The 19,445-nt window shown below is 53.3% G+C and carries 19 protein-coding genes; 14 read left to right on the top strand and 5 right to left on the bottom strand.

Annotated elements, in window-relative coordinates:
* Window positions 1-53 precede the first annotated feature (53 nt).
* Genes ACFQ0F_RS04335 through ACFQ0F_RS04320 form a run of 4 tightly spaced genes read left to right on the top strand, consistent with a single transcriptional unit; the run spans window position 54 to window position 2,958 of the window.
* A complete protein-coding gene (locus ACFQ0F_RS04335; RefSeq protein WP_340674734.1) occupies window positions 54-731 on the top strand; it encodes an energy transducer TonB in 678 nt (225 codons plus the stop codon).
* A gap of 12 nt (window positions 732-743) precedes the next feature.
* Entirely contained in the window at window positions 744-1,472 is a 729-nt protein-coding gene (locus ACFQ0F_RS04330; RefSeq protein ID WP_340674733.1) for a MotA/TolQ/ExbB proton channel family protein, read from the top strand.
* Window positions 1,472-1,879, top strand: a complete 408-nt coding sequence (locus tag ACFQ0F_RS04325; RefSeq protein ID WP_379069480.1) for an ExbD/TolR family protein — start codon at window positions 1,472-1,474, stop codon at window positions 1,877-1,879. The genes ACFQ0F_RS04330 and ACFQ0F_RS04325 overlap by 1 nt, the downstream gene beginning before the upstream one ends.
* A gap of 8 nt (window positions 1,880-1,887) precedes the next feature.
* On the top strand, window positions 1,888-2,958 hold the full coding sequence (locus ACFQ0F_RS04320) for a PepSY-associated TM helix domain-containing protein (protein WP_379069477.1): 1,071 nt from the start codon (window positions 1,888-1,890) through the stop codon (window positions 2,956-2,958).
* Window positions 2,959-3,022: 64 nt separating this feature from the next.
* On the opposite strand, the gene ACFQ0F_RS04315 is transcribed toward ACFQ0F_RS04320, so the two are convergent.
* Window positions 3,023-3,520 (bottom strand): DUF934 domain-containing protein, encoded by a 498-nt coding sequence (locus ACFQ0F_RS04315; RefSeq protein WP_340674730.1) that lies wholly within the window; start codon window positions 3,518-3,520, stop codon window positions 3,023-3,025.
* Window positions 3,504-5,165, bottom strand: a complete 1,662-nt coding sequence (locus ACFQ0F_RS04310; protein ID WP_340674729.1) for a nitrite/sulfite reductase — start codon at window positions 5,163-5,165, stop codon at window positions 3,504-3,506. Before ACFQ0F_RS04310 ends, ACFQ0F_RS04315 begins: the two co-directional genes overlap by 17 nt.
* Window positions 5,166-5,367: 202 nt before the next feature.
* Here ACFQ0F_RS04310 and ACFQ0F_RS04305 point away from each other — a divergent pair, with 202 nt between their 5' ends.
* The 5 genes from ACFQ0F_RS04305 to ACFQ0F_RS04285 are packed head-to-tail and all read left to right on the top strand — an operon-like array spanning window position 5,368 to window position 13,201.
* Entirely contained in the window at window positions 5,368-6,063 is a 696-nt protein-coding gene (locus ACFQ0F_RS04305; RefSeq protein WP_340674728.1) for a GntR family transcriptional regulator, read from the top strand.
* Window positions 6,064-6,072: 9 nt separating this feature from the next.
* On the top strand, window positions 6,073-9,573 hold the full coding sequence (gene smc / locus ACFQ0F_RS04300) for a chromosome segregation protein SMC (protein ID WP_379069473.1): 3,501 nt from the start codon (window positions 6,073-6,075) through the stop codon (window positions 9,571-9,573).
* A gap of 39 nt (window positions 9,574-9,612) precedes the next feature.
* A complete protein-coding gene (zipA, locus tag ACFQ0F_RS04295; protein WP_379069470.1) occupies window positions 9,613-10,575 on the top strand; it encodes a cell division protein ZipA in 963 nt (320 codons plus the stop codon).
* Complete coding sequence (gene ligA, locus ACFQ0F_RS04290; protein WP_379069467.1) at window positions 10,575-12,623, top strand: NAD-dependent DNA ligase LigA; 2,049 nt, start codon at window positions 10,575-10,577, stop codon at window positions 12,621-12,623. The genes zipA and ligA overlap by 1 nt, the downstream gene beginning before the upstream one ends.
* Window positions 12,620-13,201: a transglycosylase SLT domain-containing protein gene (locus tag ACFQ0F_RS04285; RefSeq protein WP_379069463.1), complete on the top strand. Its 582-nt coding sequence runs from the start codon at window positions 12,620-12,622 to the stop codon at window positions 13,199-13,201. The genes ligA and ACFQ0F_RS04285 overlap by 4 nt, the downstream gene beginning before the upstream one ends.
* Here ACFQ0F_RS04285 and mnmC read toward each other — a convergent pair.
* From mnmC to ispZ, 3 genes are read right to left on the bottom strand one after another with little or no spacing between them, the layout of a single operon-like run.
* On the bottom strand, window positions 13,172-14,359 hold the full coding sequence (mnmC, locus tag ACFQ0F_RS04280) for an FAD-dependent 5-carboxymethylaminomethyl-2-thiouridine(34) oxidoreductase MnmC (protein ID WP_379069460.1): 1,188 nt from the start codon (window positions 14,357-14,359) through the stop codon (window positions 13,172-13,174). The genes ACFQ0F_RS04285 and mnmC overlap by 30 nt on opposite strands.
* A 36-nt stretch (window positions 14,360-14,395) precedes the next feature.
* The gene (locus tag ACFQ0F_RS04275) at window positions 14,396-14,695 is read right to left on the bottom strand and encodes a YciI family protein (protein WP_340674722.1); all 300 of its coding nucleotides are present in this window, start codon (window positions 14,693-14,695) and stop codon (window positions 14,396-14,398) included.
* Window positions 14,695-15,252 (bottom strand): septation protein IspZ, encoded by a 558-nt coding sequence (gene ispZ / locus ACFQ0F_RS04270; protein WP_340674721.1) that lies wholly within the window; start codon window positions 15,250-15,252, stop codon window positions 14,695-14,697. Before ispZ ends, ACFQ0F_RS04275 begins: the two co-directional genes overlap by 1 nt.
* Window positions 15,253-15,335: 83 nt before the next feature.
* Here ispZ and ACFQ0F_RS04265 point away from each other — a divergent pair, with 83 nt between their 5' ends.
* The 5 genes from ACFQ0F_RS04265 to rluB all read left to right on the top strand — a co-directional run bounded on the left by ACFQ0F_RS04265 (window position 15,336) and on the right by rluB (window position 19,435).
* Window positions 15,336-16,217 carry a PHP domain-containing protein gene (locus tag ACFQ0F_RS04265; RefSeq protein ID WP_379069456.1) on the top strand — a complete coding sequence of 294 codons (882 nt, stop codon included), beginning with the start codon at window positions 15,336-15,338 and terminating at the stop codon, window positions 16,215-16,217.
* Between the two features lie 25 nt (window positions 16,218-16,242).
* Window positions 16,243-16,866 (top strand): L-threonylcarbamoyladenylate synthase, encoded by a 624-nt coding sequence (locus ACFQ0F_RS04260; protein ID WP_340674719.1) that lies wholly within the window; start codon window positions 16,243-16,245, stop codon window positions 16,864-16,866.
* Window positions 16,867-16,964: 98 nt separating this feature from the next.
* The gene (locus ACFQ0F_RS04255; protein ID WP_379069452.1) at window positions 16,965-17,894 is read left to right on the top strand and encodes a segregation and condensation protein A; all 930 of its coding nucleotides are present in this window, start codon (window positions 16,965-16,967) and stop codon (window positions 17,892-17,894) included.
* Entirely contained in the window at window positions 17,884-18,450 is a 567-nt protein-coding gene (gene scpB, locus ACFQ0F_RS04250) for an SMC-Scp complex subunit ScpB (RefSeq protein ID WP_340674717.1), read from the top strand. Before ACFQ0F_RS04255 ends, scpB begins: the two co-directional genes overlap by 11 nt.
* Window positions 18,443-19,435 (top strand): 23S rRNA pseudouridine(2605) synthase RluB, encoded by a 993-nt coding sequence (gene rluB, locus ACFQ0F_RS04245; RefSeq protein ID WP_379069449.1) that lies wholly within the window; start codon window positions 18,443-18,445, stop codon window positions 19,433-19,435. Before scpB ends, rluB begins: the two co-directional genes overlap by 8 nt.
* Window positions 19,436-19,445 lie beyond the last annotated feature (10 nt).

Genomic DNA, 19,445 nt, shown 5'->3' with positions numbered 1-19,445 from the left:
TATTGATTCTCATTTGATTGATTCGTTCCACAAATCTCACTATTATCGCGCCCATGAATTCAGCCTCACACACGCATGCATCACCATGGCAGACCCTGCGCCAGCCCGAGTCTTTATCATTGCTATTGGTCATTGGTCTGCATGTGCTGGTGTTGCTAGCCGTATTTCAATGGCGATCGACTAGTACGCCGCCGGTTATCGATGTCTTATCGATCCAAATGCTGCGTGCCAGCCCGCCAGTGGAGGCGCCAGTCAAGCCGACGCCAACGCCGCCTAAGCCAACGCCCGTGCAAAAACAGCCGCCTAAGCCAGTAGTAAAGCGTGTCGTGAGCCCCGAGCCAATTGCGGCACCGAAGCCAGAGCCAAAACCTGTGGTCGTTGAGCAGCCAACGCCAGTGGAAACTCCACCTAAGCCGATTAAAGAAGAACCGGCACTTGCGCCTGCCGTGGTACCGCCACGATTTGATGCAGCGTATTTAAATAATCCAACGCCGAGCTATCCGGCGTTATCTCGTCGTAATGGCGAAACCGGCCGCGTCATGCTGCGCGTTCAAGTCGGCGCCGATGGCCTGCCCAAAAACATCACGATTGCTGAAAGCAGTCTATTTCCACGCTTAGATGAAGCCGCTCTCGCTGCGGTGAAGCGCTGGCGTTTCGTGCCAGCAAAACAAGGTGACCAAGCCATTACTGAATGGGTTTTGGTGCCACTGAATTTTAAATTAACCCGTTAACCGGAGTTACTCATGGGTTTTACTAACTTTATCCAACAGGCCGATGCCGTCGCCTTGTTCATCCTTGCCACACTGCTGATTATGTCGGTCGGCAGCTGGTATTACATCGCCATCAAGGGCTGGCGTTACTCGCAGACTAGCAAGCTATCGCGTGAGTTTTTACATACTTTTTGGGCCGCGCCTAACTTAGAAGCTGTCGCTCAGCGTATTCGTAGCACTGGCATCAGCGATCCATTTTCGCATTTAGTGCATCACGGCTTTACCGCTATTGAGCAGCATCGTTCGCGCAATGGTAATTCGCTGATCGAAGCCGGCAGCGCCGAAGACTTCCTCACGCGCTCACTCAAACGCGCCATCGATCAAGATAAAGCTCGCTTAGAGGGCGGCTTAACTTTTCTGGCAACGGTCGCTTCAAGCGCGCCATTTGTTGGCCTATTTGGCACAGTCTGGGGTATTTATCATGCGCTAATGGTCATTGGCATGTCCGGCCAAAGCGGCCTGGATAAAGTGGCAGGCCCAATTGGTGAGGCGCTGATCATGACCGGCTTAGGTCTAGCCGTGGCGATCCCAAGCGCCGTGGCCTACAACGTTTTTGTTCGTCTCAACCGCAACACCATGGTTCAGCTCAACTCATTCGCACACGATGTCTTTGCGTTCCTTTCAACAGGCCTAGTTTGCAACTCCATGCCTGCTGAAGTGAAACGCGTTACCCCATTTAAAAAGACCAACGAGGCCTCCTAATGGCATTTGGCTCATTTGAACAAGGCGATGAGATTGAGGCGAATGCCGAGATCAATATGGTGCCATTTATTGACGTGATGCTGGTTTTATTGATCATTTTTATGATTACTGCGCCGCTTATGTCGCATGCTGTGAAGGTGAACTTGCCGCAAGCTAGCTCGCAACCATTGGTGACGCCCGCGAAGCCTGTGGATGTTGCGATGACTGCGGCAGGCGCCGTGATGGTCAATGGCAAAGAAGTCACCATGGCTGAACTTCCAGCTTTACTTGGCACGTTTGCAAAAGATACTGAAGTACACTTGCGCGCCGATAAAACCACGCCCTATGAGGCTCTTGCACAAGTGCTTTCCGCCAGTGCAGATGCGGGCTTGGCGAAAGTTGGCTTTGTCACCGAATTACCTAATTAGGACTCATGATGCACGCTGTCATTAAACGTTTTCACGGTTGGATCGGAATCACTGCTGGCCTAGTCATGGCCTTTGTCGCCTTAACTGGCTCGCTAATGGCGTTTCAGCCGCAAATTCTTCGCACCATCAATGCCGAAACCTTAATGGTCAGTGCCGAAGGCGCTCGCCTAAGCCCCGTCGAGCTTATCTCTGCGGTAACGGCAAAATACCCGCAGGCGCAGTGGGCTAACGTTACGGTGGCCGGCCAGGATCAAGCTCCAGCGCTAGCCTTAGTAGCTTTGAGCGCTGATCAGAAGCCTAGCGTTCACTATTTCCACCCCAGTACCGGCGAATTGCTACCAGCTGTTCGTGGCGAAGAGTTTTTTGAGACCGTCGAGCATTTACACCGTGAGCTGCTCTTAGGCGATTTCGGCTCAAATATCACCGGAATTTCGGCTATTTTGCTCTTAGGCATGGTCATTGGGGGCTCGTATTTACGCTGGAAACGACGACCACCTAAGCTGAGTGGCTGGTTTCTCGCACGCCGTGGTTTAAAGGGCCGCGCTCATGCTTTCCAGTGGCATGGAGTGTTGGGTACATGGGCGGCATTACTCTTTGTTTTTTCGGCATCTACGGGTCTATCGTGGTCTTATGAGTCGTATAAAAAAGCGATTTACAGCGCCTTGTCAGTTGAGTACAAGCCAAAACCTGCAAAGACAGCGCCGGCACTTTTCGATGCAGCAAGCTTTCAGCGCCTGATGAGCCCCGCATGGCCAGCCTTTGTTCGTGATGTCGGCGCCTTTGATGAGGCCGTATTTACGCCTAAAGATGCTGATGTTGCAGTAGCGTATTGGCTGCCTGACGCAGCGCATATTCGCGAGAAAAATGATATTCGCTTTAATGCTAAAGGCCAGCGTATTGAGCACAAGCTATTTGCGCAAAAGCCCATGGGCGAGCAGCTCACCTTGTCCTGGAAGATGCTGCATACAGGGCAATACTGGGGTTGGTCAGGCCAGCTCATGTTGCTGCTCAGCAGCTTAAGCTTGGTGGCGATGACGTACTTTGGTTTTAGATTGTTTTTTAAATCATCGAAAAGCTAAATCTAAAGCATAAAAAATGCCCCGTAACTGGGGCATTTTTTATGGCTGATTAATACGCTTAACGCTATGCGTTACGGCGTAAAAACAGCGGTTTCTCATTATCTGCAGAGCCGTGATACACCTCGGAGAAAGTATTCAGGCCGGGGAGAGCGACTTCAGCAGCGGCATCACTAGCCAAAACAAAGGCATCGAAACCCACGCGTTGCTGATAAAACAGCGTGTCTTTAAAAACGTCGCCAATAGCGCGTAACTCGCCACGGAAGCCATAGCGTGTACGCAGCAAATACGCCGTGGAGTAGCCACGGCCATCGGCAAAGCTTGGGAAGCGAATGGCCACGAGGTCGAGCTGCGAGACCACATCGGCAATGCTTTCGGCAAACTCATCGGGCGCTAAAATCACACCTTTACGACCGGCATGAGCTAGTACTTCAGCGCGATGAGTATTGAAGCAGTTCAGCGACAATAAAATATCGCCTTCGGGTAGAACCAGACCAGCTTCATCGGCAATGATTTCAACATAGCTGTCGGGGCTTATTTTCCCGTGCTTAATCAGCGTTGGCATAAACGCGCTCCTTGAATACGGCAATGCCGACACGGCGATACATGGCCAAAAAGCTTTCGCCTTCTGTGCGCATGTCGAGATAGGTGTTGATGATTTCTTCAACGACATCGGGCATCGCTTCGGCGCTGAATGATGGGCCTAAGATATTGCCGAGGCTGGCATCATGGCCTTGGTTGCCACCTAGTGAGACTTGGTAGAATTCACTGCCTTTTTTATCGACACCCAAGATGCCAATGTGGCCAACATGGTGGTGACCGCAAGCATTCATGCAGCCGGAAATGTTCAGGTTCAATGGGCCAATGTCATATACCGCATCGAGGTCGTCGAAGCGGCGCTGGATCGCATCGGCAATAGGAAGTGATTTGGCATTAGCTAGTGAGCAGAAGTCACCACCTGGGCAGCAAATAATGTCGGTTAAGAAGCCGATATTGGCAGTATCAAAGCCGAGCTTTTTCAATTCGCCGTAGAGTTCAAGCAGATCATCTTGCGCGACATCGGCAAGCACCACGTTTTGTTCGTGGGTGGTGCGAATTTCTGCAAAGCTATAACGCTCAGCTAAATCAGCAATACCATCCATTTGCTCGGCAGTCATATCGCCTGGAGCAACGCCAGTGCGTTTAAGCGACAACGTAACAATGGCATAGCCCGGAATTTTGTGGGCGCTGACGTTGCGGTGCGCCCAGTTATCAAACACTGAGTTTTCTTGACGTGCTTTCAAATAGTCAGCGCTATCACCGCTGTATGCGACATAGTCAGGCTCTGTGAAAAAGCTGGCTAGGCGTGCAAATTCAGTCTCAGGTACCGTCAAAGCTCCACCTTGCAGATGCGCAAACTCAGCTTCGACTTGCTGAGCGAAAACTTCTGGCGAGAGCGCTTTTACTAAGATTTTGATGCGTGCTTTGAATTTATTATCGCGACGGCCATGCAAGTTGTAGACGCGCAAAACCGCATCCAAATAGGCAATTAAGTCTTCGCGCGGTAAAAACTCGCGGATGATGGCGCCGATGATTGGAGTGCGACCCAAGCCGCCACCAACTAAAATACGGTAGCCGATTTCGCCAGCGTCATTGCGAACAATATAAACACCGATGTCGTGCACTTGTGTGGCGGCGCGATCGATCTCGGGCAGGGCGTTCACTGCGACTTTAAATTTGCGCGGCAGAAAGGCGAATTCAGGGTGAAATGTTGACCATTGGCGAATTAATTCGCAAGTTGGCCGTGGATCTTCAATCTCACCAGCAGCGACGCCAGCAAATTGATCCGTCGTGGTGTTACGAATGCAGTTGCCACTGGTTTGGATCGCATGCATCTCAACCGTGGCTAATTCGCCAAGAATGGTCGGCACATCTTCGAGCTTTGGCCAGTTCAGCTGGATATTTTGCCGAGTGCTGACATGGGCATAGCCACGGTCATAGCGGCGTGTGATATCGGCGATTTTGCGAAATTTGTCTGATGACAGCATGCCGTAAGGCACCGCGATACGCAGCATTGGCGCATAACGTTGGATATATAGGCCATTTTGCAAACGCAGAGGGCGGAATTGATCCTCGCTTAAGTCGCCAGCTAAATAGCGCTCAGTTTGATCTTTAAATTGGGCCACGCGATCATCGACAATGCGTTGATCATAAGCATCATAGCGGTACATAGCACACTCACCATTTTAGTCAGTGCGCACTCTAACAGGCTACTTTATATAATTAAATTGAGATTTACTGAGTCTATGTATCAGTATTGCTGCTGAATTTGCTGCTTGTCGGACAATCGACAGTGTGCTGGAGCTAATCCTTGCCTGTGCTAGCATAGCGCCACATTAAATGCGCCGTTGGCGGACATTAACAGAGACACACATGAGCTTTCGAGCCAACGACAGCCTAGCTGAACAAATTGCCCATCATGTTGGCGAGCTCATCATCTCTGGTGAGTTGGTCGAAGGTGAGCGTATTCAGGAAATGCGCATTGCCGGCGAGCTGGATGTCAGTCGTGGCGCAGTTCGTGAAGCACTTTTAATTTTGCAGCGCCGCCATCTGATTACTATCTTCCCGCGTCGTGGAGCGGTGGTGACTGAGCTCAGCCCCGCATCTTTGAAAAGTCTCTATGAGCTGCTGATTCTACATTACAGCTTGATTGTGCGGCGCATATCCATGCTTTGGCATCAAGCCGATTTGCCACCTTTTATGACCGCATTAGCGGAAATGGAAGAGGCGCTTAGCACGCAAGATATTGAGCGCTTCTATGAGCGTGGCTATGAGTTACTGCGCTTGGCGCAACCATTTGCCGGAAATCCCTACCTCGATGCTATCTTGGCCGACTTGCAGCCTAGCGCACGGCGTGCGGCTTATTTAGCCTTGCAGGTTAGTCGCCGCGAAATGGAAGAGGCTTTTGGCTTTTTAAAGGGCCTGCTCGACGCCATCATGCTGCGCCAGAGCGATAGGGCTGTAGAGTTGTTAGAAGAATATTTGCTACATCAGCGTAATTTAGTGCTGGAATCTTTGCTTCGTGTTAAACAAATTGAAATGGCTTGGGCTCGTCGTCACCGCCGCTAGGAATATTTTATGCGTCTGAAAACCATCAAGCTGGCGGGCTTTAAATCGTTTGTTGACCCGACCAGCGCGCATTTCCCGACCAACCTATCTGCGGTTGTTGGGCCCAATGGCTGCGGCAAATCCAATATTATTGATGCGGTGCGCTGGGTAATGGGTGAAAGCTCAGCCAAACAGTTGCGCGGCGAGTCGATGACTGATGTCATTTTTAATGGCTCTAGCGTGCGCAAACCCGTAGGCCAAGCATCTATTGAGCTAATTTTCGATAACGCCGATAAATCCCTCGGCGGCGAATATGCGCAATACGCCGAAATCTCCATCAAGCGCGTAGTTACCCGTGAGGCGCGCTCAGATTACTTCCTCAATGGCACGCGCTGCCGCCGTAAAGACATCACCGACATCTTCCTAGGCACAGGCTTGGGACCACGCTCCTACGCGATCATCGAGCAGGGCATGATTTCGCGATTAATCGAGTCGAAGCCGGAAGAGTTGCGCGTGTATATCGAAGAGGCCGCGGGTATCTCGAAGTACAAAGAGCGTCGCCGCGAAACTGAAAATCGTATGCGTCACACTCGCGAGAACCTATCGCGCCTCAGCGATATTCGCGATGAGTTGGGCAAGCAGCTGTCGCATTTGGAAAAGCAAGCGCGTGATGCCGAGCGTTATAAAGAATTAAAGGAAGAAGAGCGCCTGCTCCGCGACCAACTTTATGCCTTGCGCTGGCGTGGCCTTGAGAGCCAAGTCACGCAGCAAGAAGCACAGATTCGCGAGTTAGAAACGCGCTTGGAAGCAGCAACCGCCAGCGTGCGTGAGTTTGAAACTGCGATTACGCGAGATCGTGAGCTGCAATTTAGCGTTAGCGATGAGTTTAATCGCGTGCAAAGTCAGTATTACCAACTCGGCAGCGACATAGCACGTTTGCAGCAATCCCAGCGCTATCAGCTCGAGCGCATCAGCGAAATTAACGCCTCAATAGACAGTGTTGAGCAGCAGCGTGAGCAAGCTCAGCAACTATTGGCGACTGACCGCGAAGCGTTAACGCTAGCCGAGTCGGAGCTCATGGAGCTATCGCCGCAGCAGGACCTATTGGAAGCGGAAGCGGAGGCCGCCAATGAGCAAGTTGCTGAAGCTGAGCTGACGCTGAACGAATGGCAGCAGAGCTGGGAGCAATTTCAGCAGCAATCACAAGCACCACGCCAACGCGCTGAAGTTGAGCAATCACGCATTGTCCATCAAGAGCAGGCCTTGCGCCGCAGCCAAGAGCGCTTAGGGCGACTGGAAGCTGAGCAAGCGGGCTTATCTGGTGGCACTTTGCAGGCGGAGCTCGATGAGCTCAATGAGCAGGCCGCAGAGCATCAGCTCATGGCCGATGAAGCGCAGCAGCGCCTCGATGACACTGTCGAATCTTTGCAGTCGCAACGTGTGGCCTTAGGCGATGCCGGTACACGACTAGATGCCAAGCGCCAAGCCTTACAGGCACTCTCGGGGCGTGAATCGGCGTTATTGGCGCTGCAAGAGGCGGCTGAAAAAGGCCAGCGCGGCGTTAACTCGTGGCTGCAAGCACATCAAATCGATACCACACCAATTGCTCACGCGCTGCGGGTAACGCCGGGCTGGGAGCGGGCGGTTGAGACTGTCTTGGGCGCGCAATTACACACGGTGTCGGTGGATTCATTAGATCATCTGGCCGAACAGCTTAATGACTTGCCGCAAGGTGTGTTGTCGGTTGCTGAGGCCTCGAATGGCGCAACGCTAACGACTGAAGGCACGTTGGCAGCGCAGGTCACAGGGGCTCCGCATTGGTTGCAGCAGGCCTTGAGTCAGGTCCTGACCGCTGAATCGCTGCCGCATGCCTTGGCACAACGCCATCAGTTGGCTGCTACAAGTTCGTTGATCACGCAGGATGGCCTGTGGTTGGGCCAACATTGGCTGCGCGTGCAAACGCAGGCGCAAGATGCCAGCGCCGGTGAGTTAGCGCGCCGGCGTGAATTGGGTGAATTGGCAGAGCAGCGCGAGCTATTAAGTGCTGAGCTTGATGCCGCGCAAAGCGAACAGCAGCAGTTACGCGAGTCATTGCGTGATGCCGAGGTCAATCGCGAGCAACAGCAGCGCGATGTCACGGCACGCTATCGACAAGTCAGCGATACGCAGGGGCAAATTGGCGCGCGACAAGTACGGCTAGAGCAGTTCATTGCTCGTCGTGACCGCATTTTGCAAGAAATTGATGAGGTCAGCCGGCAAACGCAGATCGACCATGAGTATTTAGCTGAGGCCAGATTAAGCCTGCAAGAAGCCATTGATCTGATGAGCAATGACACGCATCAGCGCGAAGTTTTACTAAGCCAGCGTGAAGGTCTGCGCGATCGGGTTGAACAGGCTCGGCAAATGCAGCGCGATAAGCGCGATGGCCTGCACCGCAGTGCGCTGGCGACACAAACCCTTACCGCACGCTGCCAAGGCTTGCGCGCCGGCCTTGAGCGTGTGAGCTCACAAGTCGATGATCTGCGCGAGCGCCGCGAAAGTTTGGCTGAGCAACTGTTAGGCATTAACCAAGCGGCTTCGGAAGACCCGCAAATGCTTGAGGCCTTACTCGAGCAGCATTTGGAAACCGAGGCGCAGTTAGCGCAACTTCGTGACCAAGTTGAGGCCTTGCAAACACAGTTACGCGATGCTGAGGCTGGCCGTGCCCGCGCCGATCAACAGCAGCAAATTGTTCGTGACAGCCTCAATAGCCTGCGCATGGAGTGGCAAAACATCGCTACTCGCCGCGATGCTCAGGCGGATTTATTGAAGGAAGCTCAGGGCGACTTAGCGCAAATGCTCGAACAGTTGCCAGCTCAGGCGAGCGAGCAAGAGTGGCAGTTGTCATTGGAGCGCGTGGGTCAGCGCATTTCGCGATTAGGCGCTATTAACTTGGCAGCAATTGATGAATTTACCAGTTCATCTGAGCGAAAAACCTACTTAGATCAGCAAGATGCCGATCTAATGGAAGCGCTAGAGACATTGGAAAATGCCATCCGCAAAATTGATAAGGAAACTCGTGCCTTGTTTAAGGAGACCTTTGAGAAGGTCAACATTGGCTTGCAGGCGCTGTTTCCGAAAGTCTTTGGCGGCGGCAGTGCCTATTTAGCATTGACTGACGATGATTTGCTCGAGGCCGGCGTGACAATTATGGCGCGCCCACCAGGCAAGAAAAACTCAACAATTCACCTGCTCTCTGGCGGTGAAAAAGCGCTAACGGCGTTGTCGTTGGTGTTTTCGATCTTCCAGCTCAACCCGGCGCCATTCTGTTTATTAGATGAGGTCGACGCGCCGCTGGATGACGCTAACGTGGCTCGTTTTGCTAGATTAGTAGAAGAGATGTCACAGCAGGTCCAGTTCATTTATATTACGCACAATAAAATTGCCATGGAAATGGCCACGCAGCTAATGGGTGTCACGATGCAAGAGCCGGGTGTATCGCGATTAGTCTCGGTCAATGTGGATGAAGCCGCCGCGTTGGCGAATCAATAAGCCAGCATTTCGACGAACCAAATCAACATGAGTGCCACTATGAATACACAATGGGTTCAATATCTTATAGCTGCATTAGTGGTCGCAGTTATTATCTATTTATGGCGCAAGCGAGCCAATCGCTTAAGTTTGCGCATTGAGCGCGTGTCGCCGGAGCGTCTCGATAACACACCTATCGAGCGTAATGAGATCGTTGGCGAAGTTCGCGTACGTGCGCGTGAGCAAGCCGCGGCGGCGGCATTAGCTGCTGAGCAATCTCGCATTGAGCCGACTATCGATAGAGCACCCGCGTTGGCAGAGGCTGTGGTTAAAGCAGCGCCTGAGGTAGTGCTTGAGCCGATGGCCGAGCCAGTTAGTAGCGAAGTTGAGGCTGCAGTTACTGAGGCTAAGCCCGTGTCAGAAGAACCAACGGAAGCTGAAGCGCTTACTTTTTACCCTGGCTTTCAAAATGGCACTGGGCCTGCAGCTGCAATCATCGAAAACGAAGAGCCGCCAGTTGCCGCGCTAACTCAAGACGACTTATTTCCAGAAGCAGCGGATGACTCACCTTCACTTGGTGGCATCGACGAATCAGAGCTCGCCTTTGACCGCGTCATCTCTATTCATGTCATGGCGCGTGAAGATGGCATTCCCGGCCGATTATTGCTCGAGCATTTGCTGCAATATGGCCTGCGTTACGGCGACATGGCTATTTTTCACCGCCATGAACATCCGACAGGTCAGGGCGCGATCTTGTTTAGCCTCGCACAAGCCATGGAGCCTGGCACTTTCGACATCGACACCTTGTCGCGTGACAACGTGCCTGGCGTGAGCTTATTTCTCGGCTTACCCGGCTATAAATGCCTAGTTGCCTATGACTTGATGATCGATACCGCACGTCGTTTATCCAGCGCTTTGCAGGCCGATATGCTCGATGATCAAGGTCAGATATTAACGGCTGGCAAATTAGCCGATTGGCGTGATGAGGTAGTGGCTATAGAAAGTCGCTCGCCCAGCGCCTAATGCCGGCAACTGCTTCTGTGAAAGCACGCATAGATGATCTGCGCCGCGTGCTGCGCGACCATGCCCATCGCTACTATGTTCTCGATGAACCGAGTCTGCCCGATGGCGAATACGATGCGCTGTATGCCGAGTTACTGGCGCTAGAACAAGCTCACCCCGAACTCATCACGCCCGACTCGCCAAGTCAGCGCGTCGGCGCTGCACCAGATTCAGCCTTCGAAACCATTACACACAGTGTGCCGATGTTATCGCTCGATAACGCTTTGACTGAAGATGAATGGCTGGCCTTTGACCAGCGCGCGCGTGAACGTTTGGGCTGGGATTTGAGCGTCGGCTTACCCTATGTCTGCGAGCCAAAATTCGATGGTCTCGCGGTCAGCCTGCTGTATCGCGATGGTATTTTGGTGCAAGCTGCGACGCGCGGCGATGGCCAATCTGGCGAAAACATTACCGCCAATATTCGCACTATTCGCAGCGTGCCATTGCGCCTAATACAGTCAAAATTTGAGCCTAGCCTGCTCGAAGTTCGCGGCGAAGTATTGATGCCGCAGCAAGGTTTTGAAGCGCTTAATGCCCAGCAGATCGCACGTGGCGACAAGCCTTTTGCAAACCCACGCAACGCCGCGGCTGGCGCATTGCGTCAGCTCGATCCAAGCATCACCGCGCAACGTCCTTTAGATTTTTACGCCTATGCTGTCGCGCAAATTGAAGGCGCTGATTGGCCAAATAGCCATGGTCAAACCCTAAGCTGGTTAGCAAACCTAGGCTTTAAGCAAAGCCATTTGGTCAAGCAAGGTCGCGGCCCAGTTTTTGTGCAGCAGGCATGGCAGTCATTGCTCGATGCTCGTGAGTCTTTGCCTTTTGCCATCGATGGCATGGTGGTGAAAGTCGACGACCGCCAGCTCCAGCGCGACTTAGGCTATGTCGCGCGAGCGCCGCGATGGGCGGTGGCTTATAAGTTCCCTGCGCAAGAGGCGAGCACGCTTTTAGAGGCGGTGGATTTTCAAGTTGGCCGTACTGGCGCCTTAACGCCGGTGGCGCGCTTAACACCAGTGTCTGTCGGCGGCGTTATGGTGAGTAATGCCACGCTGCATAATATCGACGAAATCGAGCGTCTAGATTTGCGCATTGGCGATCGTGTGGTGATTTATCGTGCTGGCGATGTCATCCCTAAAGTCATGCGCAGACTCGATGAAAACGACGCCGAGCATGAGCAGCGCCAACGCGTGTCGTTGCCGACGCAATGCCCCGTGTGCCAATCGGCCGTTGTGCGACTCGAAGATGAAGCGGTTGCACGTTGTGGAGCTGGGCTTTTTTGCCCAGCTCAGCGCAAAGAAGTGCTCAAGCATTTCGCCTCACGCCGCGCTATGGACATCGACGGCCTTGGCGACAAATGGATTGAGCTGCTCATTGCCCAAGAGCTGGTGCATAGCAGCGCTGATCTCTATTCGTTAACGCTTGAGCAACTATTAACCTTGCCGCGTATGGCGGAAAAATCTGCAACAAATCTGCTCAATGCCATCGCGAAGAGTCGAGACACAACACTGGCGCGTTTTCTCTATGCACTGGGCATTCGTGATGTTGGCGAGACCACGGCCGCGGCTTTGGCGCGCCAATTTGGTCGCTTAGATGCCTTGCTTGCTGCCGATGAAGCCGCGCTTTTAGCCACGCCCGATGTTGGCCCTGTGGTGGCCAGCTCGATACGCCAATTCCTCTCCGAGCCACACAACCAGCAGATCATTGCGCAATTACAGGCCGCCGGCGTGAATTGGTCGGATCAAGCCGCCGCGCAAGATTTACCTCAGCCCTTGGCTGGTCAAACTTGGGTGCTAACCGGCACCTTGGCAACTATTGGGCGCGATGAGGCCGGTGATCGTTTGCGTGCACTAGGTGCGAAAGTCAGTGGTAGCGTCTCGAAAAAGACCCATGCCGTGGTTGCTGGTGAGCGTGCTGGCAGCAAGCTCGATGCAGCCAAAGAGCATCAGGTGCAAATCTTAGATGAAGCTGCGCTATTAGCACTGCTAGCTGAACATGAGCAGATGTCATGAGGGGCTTAATCGTGGCATGCATCGCCTTAATGTTAGCTGCCTGCGCATCGACATCACCGCCGAGAAACACACTTAACGTGTGTTCCGTGTTTGCCGAGAAAAAAGCATGGCGTGAGCCTGCTCGTGATTCACAAGCGCAGTGGGGCGTTCCTGCCTCAGTATTAATGGCGACGATTTATCATGAGTCCTCATATCGTCACGATGCCCGCCCGCCGAAACGCTATTTATTAGGCTTTATTCCTTGGGGTCGCGCCTCTTCGGCCTATGGCTATGCGCAAGCGCTAGACGGCACGTGGGATGAGTATGTGACTAGGCAAAATCGCTGGTTTGCCAGCCGCGATAATTTCTCTGACGCTATCGATTTCGTTGGTTGGTATCACTACGGCACGCGCATGGAGCTGGGCATTCAAGCAGGCGATATGCGCAATCTGTATTTGGCTTACCACGAAGGTCGCGCCGGTTTTGCACGCAATAACTATCTGCGTAAACCGTGGCTAATGGCCTACGCCGATCGCGTTAAAAGCACTGAGCAGAATTACCGTGCGCAGCTAGCTTCGTGCGCGGCGTGGCGTCCATAAGCGCCCACGCTGCCAATCCCGCCAAATAAACCGATCTGGTGCTAGCTGCTTGGCTATAAAATCTGGCCACGGCGAGGGCGTGTTCGATATGCCATTGGCAATGATTTCCGCAGCTACCCAAGCCTGCGTATAGCCTTTGGCACCGTGGCCTATGCTGACATAGAGCGGCGGTAGGTCAGGCGTTGCGAGTTCAGGTCGATGTTTTCGTGGCGGATACGCAGTTAATGCATGTAGCAGCGATGGATCATGACGGCCAGCCATTGGTGAGAAGTCGGGCGTTTGCCAACGCAGGCTAGCGCGGCCTTGCCAGTCATCTAGTGGCGGCAGGCTTTCTGCCACACTCGGCACGCTTTTGCCTAACTCATTGGCATTAAATTGATGATCTTGGCGACGAATATCCGTTTGTAAGTCCATCGGCGAAAAAGTCGCGCCGACGCAATGATTGCCATTATCGCTAGGCGTTAAATATCCGCCATAACAAAGTGTGGTGCGCAGCGGAAATGCCGTTGGAAATTGCGAGATTTGCCCACGCACAGGGCGCAAGGGCAGGCCATCGGTGAGCGAAATTGCTGAGCCACCGGCGTAGGCCAATACCAACGCATCGGCAGAAAAGTAACCTTGCGTGCTGCTAATGCGCCATCGCGAATCTAGAGCTTCCGCGCCGCACACACGGGTATTAAACAGCGTGCGAATATTTTCATGCGCCAATAGCGTGCGTAACAGCCCATCCGTGCGAATAAAGCCGGCATCGGGAAACCACAACGCCGAACGATTTAACGTTACGCCGGCTTGCTCGCTGGCAGCCTCAGCATCTAAGCGCCAAACCTGTTTTTGCCACCATGGATGGCTGGCGTCGACATCTTGCAAGCTGCGCTCTTGATCAAGCCAAAGCACGCCGGTTTGCTGAAAATGCTCTGCAAATGGCGGCTGTTGCAGCAGCGCCAAAGTATGCAAATAGGCCAATGACTGCAGATGGTTAGGCGTTAGCTCAGCATTAACCAGTTTGGGATAAACAATCGCTAAGGGATTACCAGAGCCGCCGGAGCCAGGCTTGATAGCGGCATCGAGCACAGTGACTCGATAGCCGCGATTAGCCAATACCCATGCGCAACTAGCGCCAGCTATGCCAGCGCCAACAACGACAATGTGCTGCGTCATAAACGCTTCAAAATAAGCGGTTTCAAAATAGAATGCTTATGGCAAGGTGAGCTTAAAAGGCTTAACCGTAACGCGCGCATAAACACCGGCGGCCACATAGGGGTCGCTATCGGCAAACGCCTGCGCATCTACGAGGCTGTCGAACTCTGCAACCACCAAACTGCCAGTGAAACCAGCAGGGCCGGGGTCTGGGCTATCGATGGCCGGCAGTGGCCCAGCAAGAAGTAGGCGGCCTTCATCTTTGAGCGCGTTTAAGCGAGCTAAGTGCGCTGGGCGTGCAGCTTGGCGGCCTGATAAAGAGTCGGGAGTATCTTCACACCAAAGGGCATACCACATTATTGTTCTCCATTTTCCTGAGCCGGCGCTTCAATTATCGCACCACTTTTTACTAGCCAAACGCCTTGCGCAATAACGAAGCCGAAGGTCATTGCCATGCTGCCAAAAAGCTTAAAGTCGACCCAATACTCTGTCCAATACAGCACGACGGCGGCATTAGCAGCAGCGGCGACGAGGAAAAATATCGCCCAAGCCATATTGAGGCCGCGCCATTGCGCTGGGTTTAAGTTCACCGCGTGACCCATCATGCGCTGGATGATTGGTTGTGAGCCCAGCCATTGGCTGCCGAGAAAAACCAGTGCGAGTAAGACGTAGACGCCAGGTGCTTTCCATTGCAGGTATTTTTCATCGTGCAAAATGAGCGTTAATGAACCCAAGCCTAAGGTGGCGGCAACGGTGATCCATTGGCTGGTTTCTAAGCGCCGCTGTTGCCACCACATATAGCCGTAGATGACCACGACAGCGACCATTAACACGCCGGCGGCGACAAACACGCCTTCTAATTTATAAGCGATAAAAAACAAGATGATGGGTAGGAAATCCAACAAGGCTTTCATGACAGCTCCGTCTCGGTGAGTGCCGCAAGCCGCGGCAAACCTGCTAAAGTGCTGCATCTTAAAGCAGCACATGAGCGCAGACCATGCCCGCGATCGATTTACACAGCCATAGCCGCTATTCAGACGGCAGTTTATCGCCAACTGAATTAGTCGCCTTGGCCGCGAAAGCCGGCGTTAAAGCCTTGGCCTTGACCGATCACGACAGTGTTTCCGGTGTGCCAGAGGCGCAAGAAGCTGCGCTCGAGCATGGCATTACCTTGATTCCCGGCGTTGAGATTTCCGCCAGCTGGGGTGTGCATAATGTTCATATTATTGGCCTGCAAGTCGATATTCATCATCCCGTGCTAGTTGCAGGCCTTGCTCGGCAGGCCGGCGCTCGTGCGCGCCGCGCTATCGCTATTGCTGAGCGTTTAGAATCGCTGGGCATGACCGGCGTATATGAAGGTGTACTGGCGCTAGCGCGTGATCCGGAAAGCATTAGCCGTACACATTTTGGTCAATGGCTATATACAAATGGTCATGTCACTACGGTGCAGCAGGGTTTCGATCGCTATTTAGGTCCACGCAAACCGGCGTCTGTGCCCATGCCTTGGGCCAGTTTGGAGGATACCGTGTCGTGGATTTTGCAGGCGGGTGGGGTGCCGGTGTTGGCGCATCCCGGCCGTTACCCGCTGTCACGAACCAAAATGCGCGAGATGATGACGGCGTTTCAAGATGCTGGCGGCTTGGCTATTGAGGTAGCCACGGCGACTGAAAAGCCCGATATGGTGCAGTATTTAGCCCAACTCGCGCAGCAACGTGGCTTGGCAGCATCGCAAGGCAGTGATTATCATGGCAAACCGGCGCCGTGGATTGCTTTGGGCCGGTTCCCGAAATTGCCCAAAGGCTGCGAGCCCGTTTGGCAGCGTTGGGGTTGGGCCGCAGATGCCTTTAGTTCAGAACAAGCAGCTCCTCAACTAGTATAATTATAAGCACCTTAAGGATTTACCCATGACACAGCATTGGCGTATTCACCCAGATAATCCTCAGCCACGCTTACTGAAACAGGCCGCTGATCGCCTCATGGCGGGCGATCTAATTGTCATGGCCACCGATGCCAGCTATGTACTTGCTTGCCGCATTGGCGATAAATCCGCGATGGAGCGCCTGCGCCGCTTGCGTGAGCTCGATGAGTCTCATCACCTAACGCTGATGTGCCGCGATTTATCGGAAATAGGCACTTATGCCAAGGTCGACAACAGCGTATTTCGCCTGCTGAAAGCGCATACGCCAGGACCTTACACTTTTATTTTACCGGGCACGCGCGAAGTGCCGAAGCGCTTATTGCATCCGAAAAAACAAAGCATCGGTATTCGTGTGCCAGCGCACCCCGTGCCACTTGGGCTATTGGCGTTGCTAGATGAGCCGCTGTTAACCGCAACGTTATTGATGCCCGGCGACTCACTGCCGATGACCGATCCTGATGAGATAGTTGAGCGTCTGGCGCGTCGGGTAGAGGCCATTTTGGATTCAGGACATGGCGGTGTTAGCAGCACATCGGTGATTGATTTCACTACCGATACGCCGGAAGTCATGCGCGAAGGTCTAGGCGATGTCAGCGCCTTTCGTGACTAACAACGGCTAAAAGCTAAAAATGGCGGGTTATTTCATTAAAATAGCGGCATAATTCGCCAAACCTACCGCTGAGAAGCGGCAAACTCCGAGATAACGCCATGCCAGCTGAGTCCATGACCACAGCCGAAAGCACCAGTAATCAAGTTCCCGAGGTGTCAATGACGCCGCCGGCAGACTTGTTTGCTATTGCAAAGGTGAATGGCGAGGACTACACCAAGCTTCCCGATGACCTCTATATTCCGCCCGATGCCCTACGTGTTTTTCTCGACACTTTCGAGGGGCCGCTAGATCTTCTGCTCTATCTTATTCGTGCGCAAAATATCGATATTTTGAATATTCCGGTGGCGCGTATTACCCACCAATATTTGGAATACGTGAATTTAATGCAGGCGGCTAATTTCGATTTAGCTGCTGAATATCTGCTGATGGCAGCTTGGTTGGGCGAAATTAAGTCACGCTTACTGTTGCCGCGCCCCGTCAATGCCGAGGGTGAAGAAGAGACCGATCCACGAGCTGAGCTTATTCGTCGGTTGCAAGAATATGAGCGCTTCAAGCAAGCCGCTGAGCATATCGATAGCCTACCTTGCGAAGGTCGTGACTTTTTTGTCGCGCAAGCACAAGCGCCGGATTACCAGCGCCCAGTAGAGCCGCCACAGGTTGAGCTACGCGAACTATTATTGGCCTTGCAAGATGTGTTGAGCCGCGCCGATTTAACCGTGTCACACCAAGTTTCACGCGAATCGCTGTCTTTGCGCGAACGCATGAGCAATATTTTGGAGCTATTACGAGGTCAACGCTTCGTGCCATTTGTGCAATTATTTAGTGTCAGTGAAGGCCGCTTGGGTGTGGTCGTGTCGTTTATGGCGATCTTGGAATTGGTCAAAGAAGGCTTAATCGACATCGTCCAAGCCGATGCTTTTGCCGATTTGCATGTTCGAGCGCGCGTTGGCGAAGCACAAGGCAATGATCTTGATCTTGGCGATGACTCGTCTGAGAGCGATCTAGAGAGGGCATTTGATGAATCCTGATGAACTCAAATCGATTATTGAAGGCGCGTTGTTTGCCGCTGGTCGCGCGTTGAGCATTGAGCAGATTCAAGCTTTGTTCGATGAAGCACATCGGCCAGATGCCGGCAGTATCAAAAGCCTGCTCGATGCGTTGTATGCAGACTATGCCGATCGCGGCGTTGAGCTTAGGCAAGTCGCCTCAGGCTGGCGCTTTCAGGTTCGCCATGATGTTGGCCCGTGGGTAAGCAAGCTCTGGGATGAACGCCCGCAGCGTTATTCCCGTGCGTTGCTAGAGACACTGGCGTTGATTGCCTATCGCCAACCTATCACGCGCTCTGAAATTGAAGATATTCGTGGTGTGTCTGTCAGCACCGCCATTGTAAAAACTCTGCTAGAGCGCGAATGGGTGCGTGTAGCAGGACATAAAGAAGTGCCCGGCCGGCCAGCGTTGTTTGCCACCACACGGCATTTTCTTGACGATTTTAATTTAAAAAGCCTAGCGGATTTACCCGCGCTGGCATCGATACGCGATCTCGCCGAGATTGCGGCCGACTTGGAAGCAGCTGCTCATGAGTGAAAAATTACAGAAAGTTCTCGCCCGTTCAGGCTTAGGCTCACGCCGGCATATGGAACAGGCCATTCTCGATGGTCGCGTCAGCGTCAATGGCGCCTTGGCCAAGCTTGGCGACCGTATTGTCGTTGCCGATGAGCTGCGCCTTGATGGCCGTCTGGTGCAGTTTTCGCTTGAGTCGGATGTGCAGCGCCGCGTCATTGCCTATTACAAGCCCGAGGGTGAGATTTGCTCGCGCTCCGACCCCGAAGGTCGCCCAACCGTTTTTGACCGCCTGCCGCGCATCACCGGCGAGCGTTGGGTCATGGTCGGCCGTCTTGATATCAACTCCAGCGGCTTGCTGTTATTTACCAATGACGGCCAGTTTGCCAACCGTTTAATGCATCCATCCAGCGAAATTGAGCGTGAATACGCTGTGCGCGTGATGGGCGAACTCACTCAGGATGCTCAGCGCGCCTTATGCGCTGGCGTTGAGCTGGAAGATGGCCCTGCCAAGTTCGAAAGCGTCTCGGAGCTTGGTGGCGAAGGCTTTAACCGCTGGTGGCAAGTGGTGGTGAAGGAGGGGCGTAACCGCGAAGTGCGTCGCTTATTTGAGTCGCAGGAGCTGAAAGTAAGCCGCTTGCTACGTACTCGCTACGGCACACAAGTATTGCCGCGCGAACTGCGTACTGGCCGCTGGATTGAGCTAGATAAGCCCGATATCGATAAGCTTCTAGGTGCGGTTGAATTACGTCCTCGTCGCAATGGCTCCGGCATCTTTGGCATCACGCGTCGCCGCATTGAAAAGCAGCGTGAAAATCCGCTGAAACCACGTTTTGTCGATGGCGCATCACGTTCTAGCGATAAACCGGCGCGTAACACTGAGAAACCAGTGCGCACATCTACAGATAAACCTGTGCGCCGTGAGCGCAAGCCTGCTGAAAGTGCAGAGTCACCACGTAAGGGCGGCTATTTGCGTCAGCAGCGTCGTGATGGCGGCACGGACAAATAAGCGCTAAGCC

This window comes from Paraperlucidibaca wandonensis (assembly GCF_042677145.1).
Classification (GTDB): Bacteria; Pseudomonadota; Gammaproteobacteria; order Pseudomonadales; family Moraxellaceae; genus Perlucidibaca; species Perlucidibaca wandonensis.
The sequence above is the reverse complement of the archived record's forward strand: the minus strand, read 5'-3'. Positions and strand labels throughout refer to the sequence as shown.